Origin of the sequence: Yersinia ruckeri ATCC 29473, assembly GCF_000754815.1 — a bacterium.
GTDB lineage: Bacteria > Pseudomonadota > Gammaproteobacteria > Enterobacterales > Enterobacteriaceae > Yersinia > Yersinia ruckeri.
The window spans coordinates 3,132,436-3,149,490 of sequence record NZ_KN150747.1 but is presented as its reverse complement, the minus strand read 5'-3'; the positions used below and the strand labels follow the sequence as shown (position 1 = coordinate 3,149,490).

Below are 17,055 nucleotides of genomic sequence, written 5' to 3'. Positions count from 1 at the left end.
GTCGATTGACAGCCAATCTTGGTACGACAGCGATATTCGCGGCGCACTGACCACGAAATGACCCCGGTAGTGATCAATAAAGTTGTGGTGAAAAAAAATTATGACAGATCATACGACGACCGACAGCGCCCTGCCAGCATGGCAAACCCGTGATCATCTTGATGATCCGGTCATAGGGGAGTTATCGAACCGTTTTGGGCCAGAGGCCTTTGTTGTTCAAGCCACCCGTACCGGCATGCCGGTAGTCTGGGTGAAGCGTGAACAATTGCTGGAAGTAATGTCGTTCTTAAGAAAACAGCCGAAGCCTTACGTCATGTTGTTCGATCTGCATGGTGTGGATGAGCGGTTGCGTACTCACCGCCAAGGTTTGCCTGATGCGGATTTCTCCGTGTTCTATCATTTGCTTTCCATTGAGCGTAACCGCGACATTATGCTGAAAGTGGCACTGTCTGAAAAAGACATGCATGTGTCCACAGCAACCCAAATTTTCCCGAATGCCAACTGGTATGAACGTGAAACTTGGGAAATGTTCGGTATTACCTTTGATGGTCATCCGCATCTGACGCGCATCATGATGCCACAGAGCTGGGAAGGTCATCCGCTGCGTAAAGATTACCCAGCGCGCGCCACGGAATTCGATCCCTTCGTTCTGACCAAGCAGAAAGAAGATATGGAAATGGAGTCGCTGACCTTCAAACCGGAAGATTGGGGGATGAAGCGCGGGACTGAAAATGAAGACTTCATGTTCCTGAACCTCGGCCCGAACCATCCGTCTTCTCACGGCGCTTTCCGTATCGTGTTGCAGCTTGATGGCGAAGAGATTGTCGATTGCGTGCCAGATGTGGGCTATCACCATCGCGGTGCGGAAAAAATGGGTGAGCGCCAATCCTGGCATAGCTACATTCCTTACACTGACCGTATCGAGTATCTCGGTGGCTGTGTAAACGAAATGCCGTATGTGCTGGCCGTTGAAAAACTGGCCGGGATTAAAGTGCCGGAGAAGGTTGATACCATCCGCGTGATGCTGTCTGAACTGTTCCGCATCAACAGCCATCTGCTGTACATCAGTACCTTTATTCAAGACGTGGGTGCGATGACCCCGGTGTTCTTCGCCTTTACCGACCGTCAGAAAGTCTACGATGTGATTGAGGCGATTACGGGCTTCCGTATGCATCCAGCCTGGTTCCGTATTGGTGGCGTGGCTCACGATCTGCCACGCGGCTGGGAGCGTTTGCTGCGCGATTTCCTTGACTGGATGCCAAAACGTCTGGATTCCTACGTCAAAGCTGCTTTGCAGAACAGTATCCTGAAAGGACGTTCAATTGGCGTTGCTGCCTACAATTCCAAAGAAGCGTTGGATTGGGGCGTCACTGGTGCTGGCCTGCGTGCCACCGGTATCGATTTTGATGTGCGTAAATGGCGTCCGTATTCCGGTTATGAGAACTTCGAATTCGAAGTGCCAATCGGCAATAACGGCGACTGTTATGACCGCGTGATGTTGAAAGTGGAAGAACTGCGTCAGAGCCTGCGCATTCTGGAGCAATGTTATAAAAACATGCCAGAAGGGCCGTTTAAAGCTGACCATCCACTGACGACGCCGCCGCCGAAAGAACGCACGCTGCAACATATCGAAACGCTGATCACTCACTTCCTGCAAGTCTCATGGGGACCGGTGATGCCAGCAAACGAATCATTCCAGATGATTGAAGCGACCAAAGGGATCAATAGCTATTATCTGACCAGTGACGGCAGCACCATGAGCTACCGCACTCGGATACGGACACCGAGCTATGCCCATTTGCAGCAGATCCCATCGGTAATCCGTGGCAGCCTGGTATCTGACCTGATCGTCTATCTGGGCAGTATCGATTTTGTAATGTCTGATGTGGACCGCTAATTATGAGTGATCAAAAAGAGACTCAGGATCATAACGAAAACCCAAATGTGGCGAATCTGGCAGTCAATGCGGCTGAATCGGCGACCACAATGGCAGCTTTCGAATTGAGTGCTGAAGAACGCGATGCCATTGAGCATGAAAAGCATCATTACGAGGATGCTCGCGCCGCATCAATTGAAGCACTGAAAATCGTGCAGAAAAAACGCGGTTGGGTACCGGACGGTGCGATTTACGCCATTGCTGACGTGTTGGGTATTCCAGCGTCTGACGTGGAAGGCGTGGCCACCTTCTATAGCCAGATCTTCCGTCAACCGGTAGGTCGCCATGTCATTCGGTACTGTGACAGTGTGGTGTGCCATATCAACGGTTATCAGGGAATTCAGGCGGCGATTTCGAAAAAACTCAGTATTCAACCGGGGCAGACCACTTTTGATGGTCGTTTTACCCTGCTGCCGACCTGCTGCTTGGGTAACTGTGACCGTGGCCCGACGATGATGATCGACGACGACACTCACAGCGACCTGAAGCCTGAGGAAATTGAACAGTTACTGGAGCAATATCCATGACAGCTCATTCAGGTTTCACCAAAGAAATTATCCGCACGGCGGAAATGCACCCGCTGACTTGGCGTCTGCGCGATGACAAACAGCCAGTATGGTTGGATGAGTATCGCAGCAAAAACGGTTATGCCGGGGCAGAAAAAGCGTTAACAGGCATGGCACCACCGGATGTGGTCAATCTGGTTAAAGATGCGGGTCTGAAAGGGCGCGGCGGCGCAGGCTTCTCCACTGGTTTGAAGTGGAGTCTGATGCCGAAAGACGAAAGTATGAATATTCGGTATTTACTGTGTAATGCCGATGAAATGGAGCCAGGCACCTATAAAGACCGCTTGCTGATGGAGCAATTGCCTCATTTGTTAGTGGAAGGAATGCTGATCAGTGCCTTTGCGCTGAAGGCTTACCGTGGCTATATCTTCCTGCGTGGAGAATATATTGAAGCCGCTGTGCACTTGCGCCGTGCGATTGCCGAGGCCACCGAAGCCGGTTTGCTGGGCAAGAACATCATGGGCAGCGGCTTTGATTTTGAGCTGATTGTTCATACCGGTGCCGGGCGTTATATCTGTGGTGAAGAAACCGCATTGATTAACTCGCTGGAAGGTCGCCGTGCCAATCCACGCTCCAAGCCGCCATTCCCGGCGTCTTCAGGCGTCTGGGGCAAACCGACCTGCGTCAACAACGTAGAAACTCTGTGCAACGTACCGGCTATTCTGGAACACGGTGTGGATTGGTATCAGGGGATTACAGCGGGTAAAAGCAACGACGCCGGTACCAAGCTGATGGGCTTCTCTGGCCGGGTGAAAAATCCGGGTCTGTGGGAACTGCCATTTGGTATCAGTGCTCGTGAAATTCTGGAAGATTACGCTGGCGGCATGCGTGACGGCTTGAAATTCAAAGCCTGGCAGCCGGGCGGAGCCGGTACTGACTTCCTGACCGCCGATCACCTTGATTTGCCAATGGATTTCGAGAATATCGCTAAAGCTGGTAGCCGGTTAGGAACGGCATTGGCAATGGCGGTGGATCACGAAATTGGCATGGTTTCGCTGGTACGTAATCTGGAAGAGTTCTTTGCCCGTGAGTCATGCGGTTGGTGTACCCCTTGTCGTGACGGCTTGCCATGGAGTGTGAAAATTCTGCGGGCGCTGGAACGTGGCGAAGGCCAACCGGGCGACATTGAAACGTTGGAGCAGCTTTGTCGCTTCTTGGGGCCGGGCAAAACCTTCTGTGCTCACGCGCCAGGCGCGGTTGAACCACTGCAAAGTGCGATTAAATATTTCCGGGACGAATTTGAAGCCGGGATCGCATCAAAAGACTATGGCAACACCCGAGCCATCGCTGGTATTCAACCTAACCTGCTAAAAGCGCGCTGGTAGCACAGAGACCCTTGTGGTTTACCGCAAGGGCCAGGATTTTTGATTAACGCTTGTAAACCAACCGATTCAATGTCGCGGTGACAGACATTGACTCTGTTCAGCCACAAGCCACTTGGAAGCATGCTGATTATGGCTACGATTCATGTAGACGGCAAAGAATACGACGTAAACGGGGCCGACAACCTGTTACAAGCCTGTCTCTCCCTGGGACTCGATATTCCTTATTTTTGCTGGCATCCGGCGCTGGGAAGCGTCGGCGCTTGCCGCCAATGTGCGGTAAAGCAATACCAAAACGCCGATGATACCCGTGGGCGTTTGGTGATGTCCTGTATGACCCCGGCCACCGATGGCACCTTTATTTCTATCGATGACAGCGAGGCGAAACAGTTCCGTGAGAGTGTGGTTGAATGGTTGATGACAAACCATCCGCACGATTGCCCGGTCTGTGAAGAGGGGGGTAACTGTCATCTGCAAGATATGACCGTGATGACCGGCCACAGTTTCCGTAAGTACCGTTTCAGTAAACGGACTCACCAGAATCAGGATCTCGGTCCGTTTATTTCTCACGAAATGAACCGCTGTATCGCCTGTTATCGCTGTGTGCGCTACTACAAAGATTACGCTGATGGCACTGACTTTGGTGTCTACGGTGCGCACGACAACGTCTACTTTGGTCGTACCGAAAGCGGCACGCTGGAAAGCGAGTTCTCCGGTAACCTGGTCGAAGTGTGCCCGACCGGCGTCTTCACCGACAAAACTCACTCCGAGCGCTATAACCGGAAATGGGATATGCAGTTTGCGCCTAGCATCTGCCAACAGTGCAGCGTGGGTTGCAATACCAGCCCAGGCGAGCGCTATGGCGAACTGCGTCGTATCGAAAACCGTTATAACGGCAGCGTGAACCACTACTTTATGTGTGACCGTGGCCGTTTTGGTTATGGTTACGTCAACCTGAAAGACCGACCACGTCAACCACAGCAACGCCGTGGCAACGACTGGATCGCCCTGAATGCTGAACAGGCGATGCAAGGTGCAGCAGATATTCTGCGTCAGGCGAAGAAAACCATTGGTATCGGTTCACCGCGCGCCAGTCTGGAAAGCAACTTCGCGTTGCGCGAATTGGTGGGCGCTGAAAACTTCTACACCGGCATTGCAGCCAGCGAACAACAACGTCTGCAATTGATGCTGAAAGTGCTGCGCGAAGGTGGCATTTATACGCCAGCGCTACGTGAAATCGAAAGCTACGATGCGGTGTTGGTTCTGGGCGAAGATTTGACTCAGACCGGCGCGCGTATTGCGCTGTCCGTGCGTCAGGCGGTGAAAGGTAAAGCCCGTGAAATGGCAGCGGCGCAGAAAGTGGCTGACTGGCAAATCGCTGCCATTATGAACATTGGCCAACATGCTAAACATCCACTGTTTATCACTAACGTTGATCATACCCGGATGGATGATATCGCCGCCTGGAACTATCGTGCACCAGTTGACGATCAGGCGCGTTTAGGTTTCGCCATCGCCCATGCGTTGGATGAATCCGCTCCTGCAGTTGACGATCTGTCGAAGGATCTGAAAGGTAAAGTGGATATTATCGTGCAGGCATTGTCCGGTGCGAGAAAACCGCTGATCATTAGTGGCAGCAACGCGGGCAGCGATGCCATGATCGAAGCCGCAGCCAACATCGCCAAAGCGCTAAAAGGCCGTGGTTCAGATGTGGGCATTACCTTTGTGGCCGCAGCGGCAAACAGTATGGGTTTGGCGATGGTCGGCGGTGGTTCGCTGGATCAGGCACTGGCTCAGTTGACCAGCGGCGAAGCCGATACGGCTATCGTGATGGAAAACGATCTTTACCGGCATGCGGCAGCGGATCGGGTTGATGCCGCGTTAGCCAAAGTAGAAAACCTAATCGTGTTGGATCATCAGCGTACGACCATTATGGATAAAGCCAGCCTGATTCTGTCTGCGGCCAGCTTTGCTGAAAGCGACGGTACCTTGGTGAATCAGGAAGGCCGCGCGCAACGTTTCTTCCAGGTTTACGATCCGACTTACTACGATGAGCACGTGGTGATGCTGGAAAGCTGGCGTTGGCTGCATTCCCTGCATTCAACTTATACCCACCGTCAGGTGGATTGGACGCAACTGGACCATGTGATTCAGGCCTGCGTCAGCGCATTGCCACAGCTACAAGGTATCGTGGAAGCTGCGCCGGATGCGACTTTCCGTATTCGAGGTCAGAAACTGGCGCGCTCACCGCACCGTTACAGTGGCCGTACCGCGATGCGTGCCAACATCAGCGTGCATGAACCGCGCCAACCACAAGACATCGATACGCCGTTTGCTTTCTCAATGGAAGGGAATAACAGCCCACTGGCTGATCGTCAGCAGATTCCATTTGCCTGGGCACCGGGCTGGAACTCACCGCAAGCGTGGAACAAGTTCCAGGCTGAGGTGGGTGGCAAATTACGCTTTGGCGATCCGGGTGTTCGGTTGATCGAAGCCGGGGAGGGCAGCCTCGCCTACTTTACCCAGGTTCCTGCGGCCTTTACGGCTAACGCTGATGATTGGTGTGTCGCTCCTTACTACCATTTGTTCGGTAGTGAAGAAATGTCCCAGCGTTCAGAAGTGATTCAGCAGCGTATGCCAGCGCCTTATGTGATGGTCAATCCGATCGATGCCACGAAACTGGGGGTTAACGCCGGTACGTTGGTCGAATTCAACTGTTCTGGCCAGATTCTGCGTCTGCCGGTGCGCTTGAGTGAAACTTTGGCTCAAGGTCAGGTCGGCTTGCCGCTTGGCTTACCGGGCATTCCACCGGTATTGGTGGGAACCCGCGTTGAGAACCTGCGGGAGGCAGTATTATGAGCTGGTTTACCCCTGAATTGATCGAGATCCTGATCTCCGTCCTGAAAGCGGTAGTGATTTTGTTGGTGGTTGTCACCTGCGGTGCCTTTATGAGCTTTGGCGAGCGCCGCTTGCTGGGCTTGTTCCAGAACCGTTACGGACCAAACCGTGTCGGCTGGGGCGGGTCACTGCAACTGGTCGCTGACATGATCAAAATGTTCTTCAAAGAAGACTGGGTACCGCGCTTCTCCGACCGAATGATCTTCACTTTGGCACCGGTGATTGCCTTTACCTCGTTGTTGCTGTCTTTCGCCATCGTTCCGGTCAGCCCGACCTGGGCGGTTGCAGATCTGAATATCGGCATCCTGTTCTTCCTGATGATGGCCGGTCTGGCGGTATACGCCGTGTTGTTCGCCGGTTGGTCCAGTAATAATAAATATTCTTTGTTAGGGGCGATGCGTGCGTCAGCACAAACCCTGAGCTACGAAGTGTTCCTCGGCTTATCGCTGATGGGCGTGGTGGCGCAGGCTGGTTCGTTCAATATGCAGGATATTGTTAACTCTCAGGAACACGTCTGGAATGTGATCCCGCAGTTCTTTGGTTTTCTGACCTTTGCCATTGCGGGCGTTGCAGTTTGTCACCGTCATCCCTTTGACCAGCCAGAAGCTGAACAAGAGCTGGCCGATGGTTATCACATTGAATATTCCGGTATGAAATTCGGTTTGTTCTTCGTCGGTGAATATATCGGTATCGTGACGGTCTCGGCGTTGATCGTCACCTTGTTCTTCGGTGGTTGGCAAGGCCCGTTCCTGCCGCCATTTATCTGGTTTGCGCTGAAAACGGCTTTCTTCATGGTGATGTTCATTCTGATCCGTGCATCGTTGCCGCGCCCACGTTATGACCAGGTGATGTCATTCGGCTGGAAAGTTTGCCTGCCGTTGACCTTGCTGAATCTGCTGGCGACTGCCGCGGTCATTTTGTACAACGCTCAATAAGGGGTGAATAAACCATGACGTTGAAAGAGTTAGTGGTTGGTTTCGGCACCCAAGTGCGTAGCCTGTGGATGATTGGCCTTCATGCCTTCCACAAGCGCGAAACCCAAATGTATCCGGAAGAGCCGGTTTACCTGCCGCCGCGCTACCGTGGTCGCATCGTGCTAACGCGCGATCCGGACGGCGAAGAGCGCTGCGTCGCTTGTAACCTGTGCGCCGTGGCTTGCCCGGTGGGCTGTATTTCTCTGCAAAAAGCCGAGCACCAAGATGGCCGTTGGTATCCGGAATTCTTCCGTGTCAACTTCTCCCGCTGTATTTTCTGTGGTCTGTGTGAAGAGGCTTGCCCAACGACCGCTATCCAGCTAACGCCGGATTTCGAAATGGGTGAGTTCAAACGGCAGGATTTGGTCTACGAAAAAGAAGATTTGTTGATCTCGGGTCCGGGTAAATATCCGGAATATAACTTCTACCGGATGTCCGGTATGGCGATTGACGGCAAGCAGAAAGGCGACGCCGAAAATGAAGCCAAACCGATCGACGTTAAAGGTCTGATGCCTTAAAGGAGCCGTTGATCATGGAATTTGCATTTTATATAGCAGCATTGGTCGCGGTAGTGGCGACAATTCGCGTCATTACTCATACCAACCCGGTACATGCCTTGCTGTACCTGATTATTTCGTTGTTGGCGATTTCGGCGGTATTTTTCTCACTGGGTGCGTATTTTGCCGGTGCGCTGGAAATTATCGTGTATGCCGGTGCCATTATGGTGTTGTTCGTGTTTGTGGTGATGATGCTGAATCTCGGCAAGGTGGATGAGCAGGAACGTGCCTGGCTGAAGCCGAGTGTCTGGATTGGCCCCGCGCTGTTGGCATTAGTGCTGTTATCGGTACTGATTTATGCCATTAGCAGCCTAACCGATCAAGGTATTAGCGGTGAAATGGTTGACGCCAAAGCGGTCGGTATCAGCCTGTTTGGCCCATACGTATTGGCGGTGGAGCTGGCTTCGATGCTATTACTGGCCGGTCTGGTGGTGGCCTTCCACATTGGGCGCGAACACAAGCCGGGTGACGTGCTGGGCGCTAGCGAATCAGCGAAAAGAAAAACGGAGGAACAAGCATGATCCCTCTACAACACGGCCTGATTTTGGCGGCCATTCTGTTTGTTTTGGGGCTATCTGGGTTGCTGATACGCCGTAACCTACTGTTTATGTTGATCAGTCTGGAAGTGATGATCAACGCGGCGGCGCTGGCCTTTGTGGTCGCGGGTAGCTATTGGGGTCAGGCTGACGGTCAGGTGATGTATATCCTGGCGATCACGCTGGCGGCGGCGGAGGCCAGTATTGGCCTGGCCTTACTGCTTCAGCTGTATCGTCGCCGTCATACTCTGGATATTGATACAGTCAGTGAGATGCGCGGATGAACCTATTATATTTAACAATTCTGCTGCCACTGCTGGGCTTCTTACTGCTGGCATTCTCCCGTGGTCGCTGGTCGGAAAATACCTCAGCCACCGTTGGGGTCGGCTCGATTGGCTTGGCGGCGCTGGTGACCGCCTACGTTGCGGTTGATTTCCTCAGTCAGAAAGCAACCGGGGTTCAGGTGTTTAACCAAACCCTGTGGCATTGGATGTCGGTGGGTGACTTTAGTATTCCGCTGACGCTGACGCTGGACGGTCTGTCGCTGACCATGCTGTCGGTGGTGACTGGTGTCGGCTTCTTCATCCATCTTTATGCCTCTTGGTATATGCGTGGGGAAGAGGGTTACTCACGCTTCTTCGCTTACACCAACCTGTTTATCGCCAGTATGGTGGTCTTGGTATTGGCGGATAACCTGCTGCTGATGTATCTAGGTTGGGAAGGCGTGGGGCTGTGCAGTTACCTGTTGATCGGTTTCTACTACACCAATCCAGCAAATGGTGCGGCGGCGATGAAAGCCTTTATCGTGACCCGCGTAGGTGATGTGTTCCTGGCTTTTGCTCTGTTCATTCTTTACAACGAACTGGGTACGCTGAATATCCGCGAACTGATGGTACTGGCACCGCAGAAACTGGAAATGGGCTCGACTGCCATAACCTGGGCGACGCTGATGCTACTCGGTGGTGCCGTGGGTAAATCGGCACAGTTGCCGTTACAAACCTGGCTGGCCGATGCGATGGCAGGGCCGACACCGGTTTCCGCGCTGATCCATGCGGCAACCATGGTGACGGCGGGTGTCTATCTGATTGCTCGTACTCACGGTCTGTTCCTGATGGCACCCGAAGTCCTACATCTGGTGGGGATTATCGGGGCGGTCACCTTGGTGCTGGCGGGCTTTGCGGCGTTGGTGCAAACCGATATCAAGCGGGTATTGGCCTATTCCACCATGAGCCAAATTGGCTACATGTTCCTGGCGCTGGGCGTTCAGGCGTGGGATGCGGCGATTTTCCACCTGATGACGCATGCATTCTTTAAAGCTTTGCTATTCCTCTCTTCTGGTTCAGTGATTCTGGCTTGTCACCACGAGCAAAATATCTTCAAGATGGGTGGTCTGCGCAAAACCATTCCTCTGGTGTATATCTGCTTCTTGGTGGGCGGCGCGGCATTGGCTGCATTGCCGATTGTTACCGCCGGCTTCTACAGTAAAGACGAAATCCTGTGGGGCGCCTTGGCTACCGGTCATATCAATCTGATGGTTGCCGGTCTGGTAGGGGTATTCCTGACCGCGCTGTATACCTTCCGTATGATCTTTATCGTGTTCCACGGCGAAGCGAAAACCAAAGCACATTCAGTGAAAGGGATAACTCATAGCCTGCCACTGATCGTGCTGATGGTATTGTCGACTTTCGTGGGTGCGTTGATTACACCGCCGTTGGCGGGCGTGTTGCCAGAACTTCACCTGGGTGAAGAAGGTAAAATGCCGCTGGAGATTTTCTCCGGGGTGATCGTGGTGATCGGTATTCTGCTGGCAGCGGCACTGTATCTGGGCAAACGTCAGTGGGTAAACAGCATCGCGCAAACTGCGATTGGCCGTTTCTTCACCGTCTGGTGGTTCAACGCATGGGGCTTCGACTGGCTGTACCACCACCTGTTCGTCAAACCTTATTTGTGGATTGCGAGACTGCTGCAACGTGACCCGCTGAACAGCCTGATGAATACACCGGCATGGATGGCACGCTTGGGTAATCGCGGTTTGACGTTCAGTGAAAATGGTCAGGTACGTTGGTACGTTGCCTCGATGGGTCTGGGTGCAGTTGTCATACTGGCTCTGTTGCTTTTCGTTTAGAAGCCTGAATAGGCTCTTTAATTAGGGACACAAAACGCCATGCTATTACCTTGGCTAATTCTTATCCCCTTTATCGGCGGTCTGCTGTGCTGGCAGCTTGAGCGCTTCGGTACCAAAGTACCGCGCTGGGTTGCGTTAATCGCGATGGGGCTGACGTTGGCGCTTTCTCTGCTGTTGTGGGGACAGGGCAACTATTCACTGATGAATCCGGCGGGTATCCCGCAGTGGCAGTCAGAATTTACCTTGCCGTGGATCCCACGATTCGGCATTTCATTCCATCTGGCGTTAGATGGTTTATCTCTGCTGATGGTGGTGTTGACCGGCCTACTGGGTGTGTTGGCTATCCTCTGTTCGTGGCGTGAAATTCAGCGCAATCAGGGCTTCTTCTACCTGAATCTGTTGTGGATTCTGGGTGGGGTAATCGGCGTGTTCCTCGCCATCGACATGTTCCTGTTCTTCTTCTTCTGGGAAATGATGCTGGTGCCGATGTACTTCTTGATTGCCTTGTGGGGTCACAAAGCATCAGACGGTAAAACGCGTATCGCGGCGGCCACCAAGTTCTTCATTTATACCCAGGCCAGCGGTCTAATCATGTTGATCGCCATTCTTGGCTTGGTGTTTGTGCATTACAAAGCCACAGGCGTTTGGACGTTCAACTACGAAAATCTGCTGAAAACCCCGATGTCCCACAATGTGGAATATCTGTTGATGCTCGGTTTCTTTATCGCTTTCGCGGTGAAAATGCCGGTAGTGCCGTTACACGGCTGGTTGCCGGATGCGCACAGTCAAGCACCGACAGCCGGTTCGGTGGATTTGGCCGGGATTTTGCTGAAAACCGCAGCTTATGGTTTGCTGCGCTTTAGTCTGCCGCTGTTCCCGAATGCTTCCCATGAGTTTGCGCCGATCGCCATGTGGCTGGGCGTTATCGGTATTTTCTACGGTGCCTGGATGGCGTTCTGCCAGACCGATATCAAACGCTTAATCGCTTACACCAGCGTCTCTCACATGGGCTTTGTGCTGATTGCCATCTACACCGGCAGCCAGTTGGCTTATCAGGGCGCGGTGATTCAGATGATTGCCCACGGCCTGTCTGCCGCCGGTATGTTCATCATCTGTGGCCAGTTGTACGAGCGCCTACATACCCGCGATATGCGCCAGATGGGCGGCCTGTGGGGGCGGATCAAATATTTGCCTGCGCTATCGCTGTTCTTCGCGGTAGCAACATTGGGGATGCCGGGTACCGGTAACTTCGTCGGCGAATTCATGATCCTGTTCGGCAGCTTCCAGGTGGTGCCAGTCATTACCGTGATTGCTACCTTCGGGTTGGTTTTTGCTTCGGTTTACTCACTGATTATGATGCAGCGTGCTTATTACGGCGCAGCAAAATCAGAAGAGGCATTACCGGGCATGAGTGCAAGGGAACTGTCCATCATCCTGCTGTTAGTGGTGCTGTTAGTGTTGCTGGGGGTGTACCCGCAGCCCATTCTCGACACATCCCATGCTGCGATGAGTAATGTACAGCAGTGGTTCTCAGCTTCATCTATTACAACTACAAGGCCGTAATTCGCCATGACAATAACTCCTCAACAACTGATCGCAATGCTACCGCTGTTGATCGTCGGATTGACGGTGGTGGTTGTGATGCTGTCCATTGCGTGGCGACGCGATCACTTTATCAACGCCACCCTGACGGTTATCGGACTTAACCTGGCGCTGCTTTCCCTGTATTTCGTCGGGCAAGTCGGGCCAATGGATGTCACGCCGCTGATGCGGATTGACGGTTACGCGATGTTCTATACCGGGCTGGTGATTATCGCCAGCCTGGCGACAGCAACCTTTGCCTATCCGTGGTTGGCAGGTTATCCGGACAACCGCGAAGAGTTCTACCTGTTGGTGCTGATCGCTGCCATGGGGGGCATTCTGCTGGCCAGTGCCAATCATCTGGCTTCGCTGTTCCTCGGTATTGAACTGATTTCCTTGCCGCTGTTTGGCCTGATTGGTTATGCCTATCGCCAGAAGCGTTCGCTGGAAGCCAGTATCAAGTACATGCTGCTGTCGGCTGCTGCGTCGTCATTCCTGCTGTTTGGTATGGCGCTGCTGTATGCAGAATCTGGTAGTCTGTCCTTCACCGAACTGGGTAAAAGTCTGAGTGACTCGGTTATTCACCAGCCGCTAATTCTGGCCGGTCTGGGGATGATGATTGTCGGCCTGGGCTTCAAACTGTCGCTGGTGCCTTTCCAGTTGTGGACCCCGGATGTTTATCAGGGCGCGCCAGCACCGGTTTCAACCTTCCTGGCCACCGCCAGCAAGATTGCTATTTTTGCCGTGGTAATGCGTTTGTTTATGTACGCGCCAGCTGCCGACAGCGAAGCGATTCGTCTGGTGTTGTCGCTGATTGCCATTGCCTCAATTCTGTTTGGTAACCTGATGGCGATCAGCCAAAGTAATATCAAACGTTTGTTGGGTTACTCTTCCATTGCACATCTTGGCTATTTGCTGATTGCGTTGGTGGCGGTGCAAACCCATCAGCTGGCACTGGAAACCGTGGGCGTATATATGGCCGGTTACCTGTTCAGCAGCCTGGGTGCCTTCGGCGTGGTGAGCCTGATGTCTAGCCCGTACAAAGGTCCGGATGCAGAATCACTGTTCTCTTACCGCGGCCTGTTTTGGCATAAACCTATTCTGTCGGCAGTGATGACGGTGATGATGCTGTCTCTGGCGGGTATCCCGATGACATTGGGCTTCATTGGTAAGTTCTTTGTCGTTGCGATGGGCGTCAGCGCCAGTCTGTGGTGGTTGACCGGTGCGGTCGTGCTGGGTAGTGCCATTGGTCTGTATTACTACCTGCGTGTGACCGTCAGCCTGTTCCTCAGTCCGCCGGAAAAACTGGTGCGTGATACCCCAAGCAACTGGGCGTTGACCGCTGGCGGCGTAGTCGTTCTGATCTCTGCGATTCTAGTACTGTTCCTTGGGATTTATCCGCAGCCACTGATTTCGTTGGTTCAGATGGCTCAACCGATGTTCTGATCGGTAATCTAATCCGGTTTTCTGTACCTTATGTGTTGATGAAAAACCCCCTGTTAGCATGAGCTGGCAGGGGGTTTTTCATTACCGTCACGTTAGCGTCAGGCCGCCGTCGTAGAGAGATTGCGTTTTTTACTCAGACGCTCAATTAGTTGCGATCTTAATCACAAAAAAGTGTAATCACTTGCGCTTTTGTCATGATAATTGTGATTTTGGTCGCTATAAACCACATGGGTTCGGATAAAATGCATTTATAGCGCGAGTCCTATTGATACCATTTATCGTGAGTGATGCTGATGAACATTATTTTGATGATTGCCATGACCACCGGAGTTCTTTCCGGTATTTGGGGCTGGGTTGCCGTGACATACGGCCTGATAAGCTGGGCAGGGTTTCTCGGTTGTACCGCCTACTTTGCCTGCCCACAGGGCGGCATAAAAGGATTGATTATCAGTCTGCTCACCGTTGCTAGTGGCATATTCTGGGCCATGCTGATTATACATGGCAGCGCGTTGCAGCCGGAATGGGCCATCTTCGGCTATTTTCTGACGGGTATCGTGGCCTTTTTGATGTGTATTCAGGCTTGCCAGCAATGGTTTTCATTCGTTCCCGGCACGTTTATCGGTGCCTGCGCAACCTTTGCTGGTAACGGCGATTGGCAGTGGGTTTCTGTCTCCCTGCTGGTAGGATTGGTATTTGGTTATGCGATGAAAAACAGTGGATTATGGCTGGCGGCTAAAAGAGACAAACTGAAAAACCAGCGACCACAGCCAACGGTTTCGGCGGTGTTGGATAGTGAAGGAAATTGATAGCTGCTGCCATTTAAAGGATTTGGATTAAGCCGTAGTACCGTGGCTCAGAGCGATGGATATTGATAAATGATGCGAGAGCTACGGATTATCTCATCGTATATTTCCTCTTTAAGCTATGGTTATAGAGTAGGGTTATTGGCGGTAATTGATTTATTTAATCACGGAGATGTCACATGAGCAGAGTAAATGCGCCCCAACAGACCTCGTTAGATGATGATTTAAACATGCTGACTGATACGTTGGAAGAGGTGCTGCGGTCATCTGGTAATATGGGGGATGACGGTTATCAGCTAGTCAAAGCCCGGGCAGAAAATACCCTCAAAGCAGTTAGAGATCGTTTAAATGGCAAGATGGATTGCTCTATTGAACGAGCCAAAGATGCAGTATGCCGCACGAATGAATATGTGCGTGAAAAACCTTGGCATGGTGTCGGTATTGGTGCCACCGTCGGCCTGATTGTCGGTTTACTGCTGACTCGCCGTTAATCGCTTGCTGGTTTGACTGAATGTCGTCGCGCAGAAGTTAGCCTCTCTTGGTTATTTATCTAAAAAATCAGGTCAGGCTATTTATCCGGTTCAGCGCGTTTGGCTATGCTGGTGGATGCCAGTAACACTAAATGGGTAAATTTTACCCTCAATATTAACTATTAGTGTGATAAACACTAATAACGTTCGGTTGTGACTTTTCTTATTGCCATCACCCCGTATAATCCCACTCTTTATGTTGATTTTCCGAGGTGGTCGTGACACAACTTTCTGATTTGCTGGAAAAATTACAGCATAAACTGGATGCTGGGTTTCCCGACTGTCCCGGTGTTCAGCAAATTATCCTGCCAGTAGCCACGGCACTCAGTAGCCAATTGTTGGAATGGTTAGCAGCCCAACCCTTGTACCCGCAGTTTTACTGGCGGCATCGAGATGGTCATGAAGAAGCGGCCATGTGTGGTCAGGTACAGCAGTTTGGCGATATCAATGCCGCTGATGACTTTATCCAACGGCAAGCCGCCAGAACCGGGCTACGCATTTGGGGCTTGAATGCTTTTGAACCGCCAGAACAAGCTGAAGCTACTGCTCATGCCCCTTTTGCCAATCAATCTTCTGCTTTTCTGTTTTTGCCGCGATTACAACTGCTGCGCCGTGGCGGTGAAACCTATCTGACGCTCAATCTGGCCAGTGATAGCTCCTTGCTACAGGATGCCCGTCAGGCCAACGATTTTATCGGACAGATGGTCGCTCCGCGTCCTATTCCCGCGTTATCGGTTGAAATGGAAAATAGCCAGCATCTGCCGGAACAACCTGGCTGGAATAGCTTACTGGAACAGGCGTTGGCAACTATTGCCAGTCAGCAGATGGAAAAAGTGGTACTGGCACGGATCACGCAGTTGACGCTGCGGGAACCGCTGTTCAGCCCAGCATTGATGGCGGCTAGCCGTCAGGTTAATCATCAGTGTTTTCATTTTATGCTGCGCTTTGATGCGCGGCGGGCATTTATCGGTTCCAGCCCTGAGCGCCTTTATCGTCGCCATCAACTGCAATTGGAAACCGAAGCACTGGCGGGGACGGTCGCCAATGATCGAGATGATGCTCAGGCGGCGCGTATGGCGAACTGGCTGGTCAGTGACGATAAGAATCAGCGAGAAAACCTGCTGGTCGTGGACGATATCTGCCAGCGTTTGCAAGGCGGCGTTTCGGCGGTCGACGTGATGCCAGCCGAAGTTATCCGTTTACGTAAAGTGCAGCATTTACGTCGGCGTATTCAGGCACAGCTACAGCGCAGCAGTGACGCAGACTGCCTGCTACGCTTGCAGCCAACTGCGGCAGTAGCCGGATTGCCTCGGGAGGCTGCGCGTCAGTTTATTCGTCAGCACGAGCCTTTTTCTCGTGCATGGTACGCCGGTTCTGCCGGTTATTTCTGCCGGGAACAGGCCGAATTTGCCGTAGCGCTGCGTTCGGCGCAGGTCGAAGACAATCAGGTTCGAATTTATGCTGGCGCAGGGATTGTGGCGGGTTCCGATCCGTTGATGGAATGGCTGGAAATCGAAAACAAATCTGCTGGATTACTGACTCTGCTGGAAGGGGAGTAGCGTGATGCATGATGATGGGTATCCCCACGAGTCATAAGGGCGGATTGTGGCGTTGATTCGGCAGGTGTAAACTAGATCTCAGTTGTGTGGTGCGGTAGGGTTGTGAGAAATTAAAATTCATCTTAATCAACGAGTTGAGTGGTTTTCTGCGGGTGGCGTACCGCGAGATGCCATACCCATCATTTTGATGGTATCTCGCCACGACCGCTCGATAAAACGATT

General features: G+C 52.4%; 13 protein-coding genes and 1 pseudogene. All 14 read left to right on the top strand.

Features of this window, described 5'->3' with window-relative positions; genetic code table 11:
- The first annotated feature begins 100 nt into the window (after positions 1 to 100).
- The 14 genes and pseudogenes from nuoC (at position 101) to menF (ending at position 16,833) form a co-directional block, all read left to right on the top strand.
- Positions 101 to 1,897, top strand: a complete 1,797-nt coding sequence (gene nuoC / locus DJ39_RS14135; protein WP_004717851.1) for an NADH-quinone oxidoreductase subunit C/D — start codon at positions 101 to 103, stop codon at positions 1,895 to 1,897.
- Between the two features lie 66 nt (positions 1,898 to 1,963).
- Positions 1,964 to 2,463: pseudogene (nuoE, locus tag DJ39_RS14130) on the top strand (NADH-quinone oxidoreductase subunit NuoE).
- Entirely contained in the window at positions 2,460 to 3,827 is a 1,368-nt protein-coding gene (gene nuoF, locus DJ39_RS14125) for an NADH-quinone oxidoreductase subunit NuoF (RefSeq protein WP_038244234.1), read from the top strand. Before nuoE ends, nuoF begins: the two are co-directional and overlap by 4 nt.
- Before the next feature lie 129 nt (positions 3,828 to 3,956).
- A complete protein-coding gene (nuoG, locus tag DJ39_RS14120; RefSeq protein ID WP_038251770.1) occupies positions 3,957 to 6,683 on the top strand; it encodes an NADH-quinone oxidoreductase subunit NuoG in 2,727 nt (908 codons plus the stop codon).
- The gene (gene nuoH / locus DJ39_RS14115; RefSeq protein WP_038244231.1) at positions 6,680 to 7,657 is read left to right on the top strand and encodes an NADH-quinone oxidoreductase subunit NuoH; all 978 of its coding nucleotides are present in this window, start codon (positions 6,680 to 6,682) and stop codon (positions 7,655 to 7,657) included. The genes nuoG and nuoH overlap by 4 nt, the downstream gene beginning before the upstream one ends.
- A gap of 14 nt (positions 7,658 to 7,671) precedes the next feature.
- A complete protein-coding gene (gene nuoI / locus DJ39_RS14110; protein ID WP_004717846.1) occupies positions 7,672 to 8,214 on the top strand; it encodes an NADH-quinone oxidoreductase subunit NuoI in 543 nt (180 codons plus the stop codon).
- Between the two features lie 14 nt (positions 8,215 to 8,228).
- On the top strand, positions 8,229 to 8,774 hold the full coding sequence (gene nuoJ / locus DJ39_RS14105) for an NADH-quinone oxidoreductase subunit J (protein WP_004717845.1): 546 nt from the start codon (positions 8,229 to 8,231) through the stop codon (positions 8,772 to 8,774).
- A complete protein-coding gene (gene nuoK, locus DJ39_RS14100; RefSeq protein ID WP_038244227.1) occupies positions 8,771 to 9,073 on the top strand; it encodes an NADH-quinone oxidoreductase subunit NuoK in 303 nt (100 codons plus the stop codon). The genes nuoJ and nuoK overlap by 4 nt, the downstream gene beginning before the upstream one ends.
- Positions 9,070 to 10,914 (top strand): NADH-quinone oxidoreductase subunit L, encoded by a 1,845-nt coding sequence (gene nuoL, locus DJ39_RS14095; RefSeq protein ID WP_038251498.1) that lies wholly within the window; start codon positions 9,070 to 9,072, stop codon positions 10,912 to 10,914. The genes nuoK and nuoL overlap by 4 nt, the downstream gene beginning before the upstream one ends.
- 39 nt (positions 10,915 to 10,953) lie before the next feature.
- Positions 10,954 to 12,477: an NADH-quinone oxidoreductase subunit M gene (nuoM, locus tag DJ39_RS14090; RefSeq protein WP_004717842.1), complete on the top strand. Its 1,524-nt coding sequence runs from the start codon at positions 10,954 to 10,956 to the stop codon at positions 12,475 to 12,477.
- A 6-nt stretch (positions 12,478 to 12,483) separates the two neighbouring features.
- On the top strand, positions 12,484 to 13,941 hold the full coding sequence (nuoN, locus tag DJ39_RS14085) for an NADH-quinone oxidoreductase subunit NuoN (RefSeq protein ID WP_004717841.1): 1,458 nt from the start codon (positions 12,484 to 12,486) through the stop codon (positions 13,939 to 13,941).
- A gap of 293 nt (positions 13,942 to 14,234) precedes the next feature.
- Positions 14,235 to 14,747, top strand: a complete 513-nt coding sequence (locus DJ39_RS14080; RefSeq protein ID WP_038244223.1) for a DUF1097 domain-containing protein — start codon at positions 14,235 to 14,237, stop codon at positions 14,745 to 14,747.
- A gap of 176 nt (positions 14,748 to 14,923) precedes the next feature.
- Entirely contained in the window at positions 14,924 to 15,235 is a 312-nt protein-coding gene (locus tag DJ39_RS14075; protein ID WP_004717839.1) for a DUF883 family protein, read from the top strand.
- Positions 15,236 to 15,492: 257 nt separating this feature from the next.
- Entirely contained in the window at positions 15,493 to 16,833 is a 1,341-nt protein-coding gene (gene menF / locus DJ39_RS14070; RefSeq protein WP_038251497.1) for an isochorismate synthase MenF, read from the top strand.
- The last annotated feature ends 222 nt before the right edge of the window (positions 16,834 to 17,055 follow it).

What these genes read in the sequence shown, in the direction of transcription:
- nuoC (WP_004717851.1), top strand. Translation starts at nt 101, where the DNA reads ATGACAGATCATACGACGACCGACAGCGCCCTGCCAGCATGGCAAACC.
- nuoF (WP_038244234.1), top strand. Translation starts at nt 2,460, where the DNA reads ATGACAGCTCATTCAGGTTTCACCAAAGAAATTATCCGCACGGCGGAA.
- nuoG (WP_038251770.1), top strand. Translation starts at nt 3,957, where the DNA reads ATGGCTACGATTCATGTAGACGGCAAAGAATACGACGTAAACGGGGCC.
- nuoH (WP_038244231.1), top strand. Translation starts at nt 6,680, where the DNA reads ATGAGCTGGTTTACCCCTGAATTGATCGAGATCCTGATCTCCGTCCTG.
- nuoI (WP_004717846.1), top strand. Translation starts at nt 7,672, where the DNA reads ATGACGTTGAAAGAGTTAGTGGTTGGTTTCGGCACCCAAGTGCGTAGC.
- nuoJ (WP_004717845.1), top strand. Translation starts at nt 8,229, where the DNA reads ATGGAATTTGCATTTTATATAGCAGCATTGGTCGCGGTAGTGGCGACA.
- nuoK (WP_038244227.1), top strand. Translation starts at nt 8,771, where the DNA reads ATGATCCCTCTACAACACGGCCTGATTTTGGCGGCCATTCTGTTTGTT.
- nuoL (WP_038251498.1), top strand. Translation starts at nt 9,070, where the DNA reads ATGAACCTATTATATTTAACAATTCTGCTGCCACTGCTGGGCTTCTTA.
- nuoM (WP_004717842.1), top strand. Translation starts at nt 10,954, where the DNA reads ATGCTATTACCTTGGCTAATTCTTATCCCCTTTATCGGCGGTCTGCTG.
- nuoN (WP_004717841.1), top strand. Translation starts at nt 12,484, where the DNA reads ATGACAATAACTCCTCAACAACTGATCGCAATGCTACCGCTGTTGATC.
- DJ39_RS14080 (WP_038244223.1), top strand. Translation starts at nt 14,235, where the DNA reads ATGAACATTATTTTGATGATTGCCATGACCACCGGAGTTCTTTCCGGT.
- DJ39_RS14075 (WP_004717839.1), top strand. Translation starts at nt 14,924, where the DNA reads ATGAGCAGAGTAAATGCGCCCCAACAGACCTCGTTAGATGATGATTTA.